2 protein-coding genes are annotated in these 8,438 nt (G+C 76.1%); both read right to left on the reverse strand.

Going from position 1 to position 8,438, the window contains the following annotated elements:
* Positions 1-1,989, reverse strand: a 1,989-nt coding sequence (locus tag AC5LSR_RS21885) for a type I polyketide synthase (protein ID WP_250286980.1), incomplete at its 3' end; no start/stop codon positions are given.
* Between the two features lie 2 nt (positions 1,990-1,991).
* A partial coding sequence (locus AC5LSR_RS21890) for a type I polyketide synthase (protein ID WP_493468927.1) occupies positions 1,992-8,438 on the reverse strand: 6,447 nt, incomplete at its 5' end.

Genomic DNA, 8,438 nt, shown 5'->3' on the forward strand with positions numbered 1-8,438 from the left:
CTGGTCGGTGTAGGTGGCGAGGGCGGTGTCGAGGGCGGTGGTGACCTCGTCGAAGGCGGCGCGGAAGACGGGGTAGGTGTCGTAGAGCTCGCGGCCGGCGCCGGGGCGCTGGGCGCCCTGCCCGGTGAACAGGAACGCGATCTTGCCAGGGGTGCCGGTGCCCACGACGGTCCGGGGCGTCTGCCGCTCGGTCGCGACCGCGTCCAGGCCCGCGAGCAGGTCGTCCCGGTCCCCGGCGATGACGACGGCGCGGTGGGACAGCGTCGCCCGGGTGGTGGCCAGTGAGTAGGCGACGTCCACCGGCCGCAGTGTGCTGTCACCGCTGACGTGCGCGGCCAGCCGGGCGGCCTGCTCCTGGAGGGCTCTGGGTGAGCGCGCGGAGATCAGGAACGGCAGTGGGCTGCCAGCCGGTTCGCCGGCGGGCGTCCCCGCGCTCCCCGGCTCCGCGCCCGCCTCGGTGGCGGGTGTGCCCGTGGCGGGCGCGTCCGCGTCGACCCGGGCAGCTGCCCGCACGTCCGTCCGGTCCGCCGGGCTGTCCGTCCCGGCATCCGCCGGGGTGGCCGGGGAGCTGTCCGCCGCGGCGTCCGCTGGGGCGGGCTGGTCGGTGGGGGCCTGTTCGATGATGATGTGGGCGTTGGTGCCGCTGACGCCAAAGGCGGAGACGGCGGCCCGGCGGGGCCGGTCGACATCGGGCCAGGGGCGGGCCTCGGTGAGCAGCTCCACCGCACCCGCCGACCACTTTACGTACGGTGATGGCTCGTCCACGTGCAGGGTTTTCGGCAGGACGCCGTGCTGGAGGGCGTGGACCGTCTTGATGATGCCGGCGACGCCGGCGGCGGCCTGGGCGTGCCCGATGTTGGACTTCAGCGAGCCGATGTAGAGCGGCCGGTCGGCGGGGCGGTTCTGCCCGTAGGTGGCGATGAGGGCCTGGGCTTCGATGGGGTCGCCGAGGCGGGTGCCGGTGCCGTGGGCCTCGACGGCGTCGACGTCGGCGGGGGTCAGGCCGGCGGCGGCGAGGGCGGCGCGGATGACACGCTGCTGGGACGGCCCGTTGGGGGCGGTCAGGCCGTTGGAGGCGCCGTCCTGGTTGACGGCGGAGGCGCGGACGACGGCGAGGATGCTGCGGCCGGCGCGCTGGGCGTCCGAGAGCCGCTCGAGCAGCAGCAGGCCGACACCCTCCGACCAGCCGGTGCCGTCCGCCGCCGCCGCGAACGCCTTGCAGCGGCCGTCGGGGGCGAGCCCGCGCTGCCGGGCGAAGTCCACGAAGCCCAGCGGCGACGTCATGACGGCGACCCCGCCGGCGATCGCCAGGTCGCTCTCGCCGGAGCGCAGCGACTGGGCGGCCAGGTGCAGGGCGACCAGCGACGACGAGCAGGCCGTGTCGATGGTGACCGCCGGCCCCTCGAAACCGAACGTGTAGGAGATCCGGCCGGAGGCGACGCTGCCGAGCGCGCCGGTGACCAGATAGCCCTCCAGCTCGTCGGGGACCTCGTGGAAGCCGGCGGCGTAGTCGCGCCCGGCGACACCGGCGAACACGCCGGTGCGGCTGCCGCGCAGCGACGTCGGGTCGATCCCGGCGTTCTCCAGCAGCTCCCAGGCGTTCTCCAGCAGCAGGCGCTGCTGCGGGTCGGTCGCGGCGGCCTCCCGCGGGGAGATCCCGAAGAACGCCGCGTCGAAGTCACCGGCGCCGGCGATGAACCCGCCCTGGCGGGTGTAGGTGGTGCCGGGATGGTCCGGGTCGGGATGGTAGAGCGCGTCGGTGTCCCAGCCGCGGTCGTCCGGGAAACCGCTGATCGCGTCACCGCCGGCGGCGGCGAGTTGCCACAGGTCCGCCGGCGAGTTGACCCCGCCGGGGTAGCGGCAGGCGGCGCCGACGATCGCGATCGGTTCCCGCCGGCTCTCCTCGATCTCCCGCAGCCGCCGGTGGGCGGCCCGGGAGTCCGCGAGCGCGCGCTTGAGGTATTCGCGGAGCTTGTCGTCGTTGGACATCGTCAGGCGTGCTCCTGATCCATGAGGGCGAACAGTTCCTCGTCGCTGGCGGAGTCGAGGTCCAGCTCGTTGTCGGACGAGCCGGTGGGACCGGCGGGGCCGGTGCCCCACTGGTCGAGCAGGCGGCGCAGGCGGGTGATCGCGGCCTGCCGGTCCGCCTCGGTGGCGGCGCCGGCGGCGAGGACGGCCTCCAGCTGGTCGACCGCGTCCACCGCCGTCGCCGGCACCGCCGCCGGGGTGTCGATGGCCAGTTCGGCGCGCAGGTAGGCGGCGACGGCCTCGGGGGTGGGATGGTCGAAGACGAGCGTGGCCGGCAGCTCCAGCCCGGTCGCGGCGCCCAGCCGGTTACGCAGGTCGACCGCGGTCAGGGAGCTGAACCCCAGCTCCTGGAACGTCCGGGTGGACAGGACCTCGTCGGCGTCGGCGTGCCCGAGCACCGTCGCGATCTCCGACTGGACGACCGTCAGCAGCGCCTCGTCCCGTTCGGCCTCGCCGAGGCCGGCCAGCCGCAGCAGGAGCCCGTCGGCGGCCGAGACCGAGGCGGCGGCCGGGTCGGCGGCGGCGAGGCCGCCGATCTGCGTCGGCCGGGTGGCGGAGACCTCCCCGGCGAACGAGCGTCCGACGTCCAGCCAGTAGCGCCGGTGCTGGAAGGCGTAGGTCGGCAGGGTGACCCGCGGGTGCGGGCTGCCGGACGTCACCGCCCAGTCGACCGGCACTCCCTGGACGTACAGCTCGGCGGCGGACAGCAGGAAACGGTCCAGCCCGCCCTGGTCGCGGCGCAGCGTCCCGGCGACCACGGTGCCGGTGGCGCCGGTCACCCCGGCGATCTCCTGCAGACTGAAGTTGAGCACCGGATGCGGGCTGATCTCGATGAACGTGTCATGGCCGCGCTCGAGCAGGGTACGGGTGGCCTGCTCGAAGCGGACCGTCCGACGCAGGTTCGCGAACCAGTACTCGGCGTCGAGGGTGCTGGTGTCGACCGGCTCACCGGTGACCGTGGAGATCAGCGGGATCGTCCCCGCCCGCGGTGTGATCGACGCGAGGTCCGCCAGCAGCACCTCGCGCAGGCTGTCGACGTGCGCCGAGTGCGAGGCGTAGGTGGCCGGGAGGACCCGGGCGCGCACGCCTTCGGCCTCCAGCTCCGCGACCAGTTCCGTCACGGCGTCGGTGTCACCGGCGACCACCAGCGACCCGGGGCTGTTGATGGCGGCGATCGACAGCCGGCCGTCCCCCCAGCGGGCCAGGCGCGGCTCGAGGTCGTCCGCGGTCAGCGCGATCGAGGCCAGGCAGCCGCGCCCGGCCAGCGCGATGGCGGCCTGGCTGCGCAGGGAGATCAGCCGGGCGGCGTCGTCCAGGGACAGGGCGCCGGCCACATAGGCGGCGGCGATCTCCCCCTGGCTGTGGCCGACGACGGCGTGCGGGTGCACACCGTGCGCGCGCCATAGCGCCGCGAGCGCGACGAGGATCGCCCACAGCGTGGGCTGGATCACGTCGAACCGCTCCAGCGTGGGCGCGTCCGGCGCCCCGCGCAGCACGTCGAGCAGGTCCCAGTCGATGTACGGGCGCAGCGCCCGCGCGCAGTCCGCGATCGCCGCGGCGAACACCGGGGAGGTGTCCAGCAGGGCCGCCGCCATTCCCGGCCACTGGGAGCCCTGGCCGGGGAAGACGAACACGATCCGGCGGTCCGCCGTGGCGGTGCCCCGGGCCGCGTTCACCGGCAGGTCGCCGCGGGCCAGCGCGTCGAGGGAGGCCAGGAAGCCGTCCCGGTCGTCGGCGACGACGACCGCGCGTTCGCTGAACGTCGCACGGGTGGTGTGCAGCGCAGCCGCGACCGCCGCGACCGCCGCGACGCCCGCCCCGGCCCCGCCGCCGTCCACCTCGGCCCCGCCGTTGGTCACAGGTTCGCCGCCGGCCGGCGGTTCGTCCGCGCGCAGCCAGGCCGCCAGCTGGGTGGCCTGCGCCCGCAGGGCCTGCGGGGTTTTCGCCGACAGCGTCCACGCGACCGGCTTGCCGTCGGTCACCGGTTCGCCGCCGGCGGCCGGGCGGGACGGCGCCAGCGGACGGTCGTCGGCCGGGGCCTGCTCGATGATCGCGTGGGCGTTGGTGCCGCTGACACCGAAGGAGGAGATCCCCGCCCGGCGGGGCGCGCCCGTCTCGGGCCAGGGCCGGGCCTCGGTGAGCAGCTCGATGTCCCCGTCGGCCCAGTCCACGTACGGTGACGGCTCGTCCACGTGCAGGGTCCTGGGCAGGACGCCGTGCTCGATGGCCTGGACCATCTTGATGATGCCGGCGACGCCGGCCGCCGCCTGGGTGTGGCCGATGTTGGACTTCAGCGAGCCGAGGTAGACGGGCCGGCCGGCCTCCCGGTGCTGGCCGTAGGTGGCGATGATGGCCTGGGCCTCGATGGGGTCGCCGAGACGGGTGCCGGTGCCGTGCGCCTCGACGGCGTCGACATCGGCCGGAGCGAGCCCGGCGGCGGCGAGCGCGGTGCGGATGACACGCTGCTGGGACGGCCCGTTGGGCGCGGTCAGCCCGTTGGACGCGCCGTCCTGGTTGACCGCCGACCCCCGCACGAGCGCCAGCACCGGATGGCCGGCGCGGCGGGCGTCCGAGAGCCGTTCGAGCAGGACGAGCCCGATGCCCTCGGCCCAGCCCACGCCGTCCGCCGCCGCCGCGAACGCCTTGCTGCGGCCGTCCGGTGACAGCGCGCGCTGCCGGGACAGCTCCACCCAGGCGCCGGGGGAGGCCATCACCGTCACCCCGCCGGCGACCGCCAGCTCGCTCTCGCCGGAACGCAGCGACTGGGCGGCCAGGTGCAGGGCGACCAGCGACGACGAGCAGGCCGTGTCGATGGTGACCGCCGGCCCCTCGAAGCCGAACGTGTAGGAGATCCGGCCGGAGGCGACGCTGCCGGCGCTGCCGGTGCCGAGGAAGCCCTCCAACGACGACGGCGCCTCGTCCAGCCTGGGGGCGTAGTCGTGGTACATCACCCCGGCGAACACGCCGGTGCGGCTGCCGCGCAGCGTCGCCGGGTCGATCCCGGCCCGCTCGAACAGCTCCCAGGTGGTCTCCAGCAGCAGGCGCTGCTGCGGGTCGGTCGCCAGCGCCTCGCGGGGCGCGATCTCGAAGAAGTCGGTGTCGAAGTCGCCGGCGTCGAGCAGGAAACCGCCGTGGCGGGTGTAGGACGTGCCGGCGTGGTCCGGGTCCGGGTCGTGGAGCGCCTCGAGATCCCAGCCGCGGTCGCCCGGGAACTCGGTGATCGCGTCGGTGCCGGCGGCGACGAGCCGCCACAGGTCCTCCGGCGAGGCGACCCCGCCGGGGAAGCGGCAGGCCATGCCGACGATCGCGATCGGGTCGTCGTCGACGACCTGGCCGCCCGGCCGTCCGGCGCGGGACGCCGTGGCATCGGCCGGCGCCGTCCCGGCCAGCCCGGTCTCGGTCTCGGTCAGCAGCGTGAGCAGGAAGGCGGCGACGGCGGTGGGGTTCGGCTGGTCGAAGGTGAGGGTGGTCGGCAGCCGCAGCCCGGTCGCCGTGCCCAGCCGGTTGCGCAGATCGACGGCGGTCAGGGAGTCCAGCCCCAGGTCGGTGAACGGCCTGGTGGCCGCGACCGCGCGCGCGTCGGCGTGCCCGAGGGCCGCCGCGACCTCGCCGCGCACCAGGTCGAGCAGGTGCGCGGCCCGCTCGTCCGGGGACAGTGCGGCCAGCCGCGCCACCAGCGGTGATCCGGCGGCCGCCGGTCCGGCGGAGCGGGCCGCCCGCCGGGCCGGCCGGACCAGGCCGCGCAGCAGCGCCGGCACCCCGTGCTCGGCGGCCCGGCCGCGCAGCACAGCCAGATCAAGGTGGACGGGTGCGAGCAGCGCCCGCTCCACACCGCCGGTCCCGCCCACGCTGGCTTTTTCGCCCGTTTCGCCCGTGTCGGCGTCCCCGGCGCTGTCGGCGTTACCGATGGTGCCGGTACCCGCATCTGCGTCGGCGTTCCCGATGGTGCTGGCTTTCCCGCGGGTAGCGGTGCCGGGAACAGTCGCGTCCGGACCGCTGCCTGTGCCCGCGGTGGTGGCGGTGGCGGTGGGGCGGGCGCCGAGGGCGGCGTCGAAGAGGTCGAGCCCGTCCCGCGCGGACAGCGGGCGCAGGCCGGCGCGGGCGATGCGCTCGCGGTCGGCGTCGGTGAGCTCGCCGGTGATCCCGCTGGCGCCGGCCCACAGCCCCCAGGCCAGCGACGTCGCCGGCAGGCCGTGCCCGCGGCGGTAGCCGGCCAGCGCGTCGAGGAAGGCGTTGGCCGCCGCGTAGTTGCCCTGGCCGGGGCTGCCGAGGATGCCGGCGGCCGACGAGAACAGCACGAACGCGGCCAGGCCGGCACCGCGGGTCAGCTCGTGCAGGTGCCAGGCGGCGTCCGCCTTGGGCGCCAGCACGGCATCGAGACGGTCCGCGGTGAGCGCGGTGACGACACCGTCGTCGATGACGCCGCTGGCGTGCACGACCGCGGTCAGCGGGCGCCCGGCGGGGATCGCGGCGAGCAGGCCGGCCAGCGCCTCCCGGTCGGTGACGTCGACGGCGGCGACCGTCACCGACGCGCCGAGGGCGGTGAGATCGTCGCGCAGCTGCTCCGCGCCTGCGGCGGCGAGGCCGCGGCGGCTGGTGAGCAGCAGGTGGCGCACGCCGTGCCGGGCCACCAGGTGGCGGGCCAGCAGCCCGCCCAGCGCCCCGGTACCACCCGTGATCAGCACGGTCCCGTCCGGGTCGAGCGCTGCCTCCGCCGACGCTTCCACCGCCGGCTGTGCCGGTGGGGCCGGGGCCCGGACCAGGCGGGGGACAGTGAGCGTGCCGCCGCGGACGGCGAGCTGCGGCTCGTCGGTCGCCAGCGCCGTGGCGAGCACGGCCGGCAGGTCGATCTCCGGCGGGTCCGCGTCGAGCAGGACGCTGTCCAGCGGGTCGAGGTCGAGCAGGACGAACCGGCCCGGGTGCTCGGACTGCGCCGAGCGGACCAGCCCCCAGCCGGCCGCTACGGCGGGATCGGGGATCTGCCCGCCGGCCGGCACGGCGCCGCAGGTCACCAGCACCAGCTTCGACCCCGGGTCGCGCGGCTCGGCCAGCCACCCCTGCACCAGCTCGAGCACACGGTGGGTGACAGCGTGCGCCGCTGCCGCCGTCCCACGAGAACCGGACGCAGCCGCGTCGGAAGTGGCCGCGTCGGAAGTGGCCGTGCCGGACGCGACCGCGCCAGAAGTGGCTGTGCCGGACGCTGCCGCGTCGGTAGCGGCTGTGCTGGTAGCGGCTGTGCTGGTAGCGGCCGCGTCGGACGTGGTCACGGGGGCGAGGACGAGTTCGGGCTCGGTCGTGCCCAGCCCGGCGAGGTCCGTGGCGGCCCGGGCGTCCACCCCGGCCGCGCGCAGCGTGGTCAGCAGCTGGTGATCATCACTGCCGAGCACCTGGTAGCGGTCGGTGATGGCAGGCAGGTCGGCGGTGGCCGGCAGGCCGATGACGGCCCAGTCGACGGCGAACAGCGAGTCCCGGTGGGCCTCGCGTCGCGCCGCGCCGACCTGCGCGGCGCTGACCGGCCGGGACAGCAGCGAACGGACGGAGACAACCGGCGCGCCGGTGCTGTCGGCCGCGTGCACGGCCACGCTGTCGCCGTCACCGGCGATCCGCAGCCGCAGCGCGGCCGCGCCGGCGGAGTGCAGCCGTACCCCCGACCAGGCGAAGGGCACCCGGCCCTCGGACGCGCCGCCCGCGGTGGCGCGCCCGCCCTCGGGCGCGGTCAGGACGGCGGCGTGCAGGGCGGCGTCGAGCAGCGCGGGGTGGATGCCGAAGCGCCCGGCGTCCCCGCGTACCCCTTCCGGCAGCTCGACCTCGGCGAAGACCTCGCCCGCGCGCCGCCACACCGCGCTCGTGCCGCGAAAGAGCGGGCCGTAGGCCAGCCCGGCCGCGGTGAGCTGCGCGTACACGTCGTCCGGGTCGACGGCGGTGGCGTCCGCGGGGGGCCAGGCCGTCGGCGCCAGCGTGTCGAACACCGCCCGCTCCGGCTGCTCCAGCGGCCATGGCCGGCCGTCCGCCGGCCGTCCGTCGGCTGCCGGCAGGCCGGCGGATGCCAGCAGGCCGGTGGCGTGGCGGGTCCAGTCCGCGGGGGTGTCCCCGTCGATGGCGGGCCGGGCGTACACGCCGAACGTGCGCTTCCCCGTCCCGTCCGGTGCCGCCACCACGACCTGGATCTCGACCGCCCCGCGCGCCGGCAGGGTCAGCGGCGCCTCCAGGACGAGTTCCTCGACCGCGTCGAGGCCCACCTCGTCCCCGGCCCGCACGGCCAGCTCGACGAATGCCGTGCCGGGCACCACGACCGTGGCGTGCACGACGTGGTCGGCGAGCCAGGGGTGGGTGTGCAGGGAGAGCCGGCCGGTGAGGATGGCCTGGTCGGTGTCGGCGGGAGTGAGGGTGGCCTGCAGGAGCGGGTGGCG

This window comes from Protofrankia sp. CiP1_Cm_nod4, from assembly GCF_982290645.1.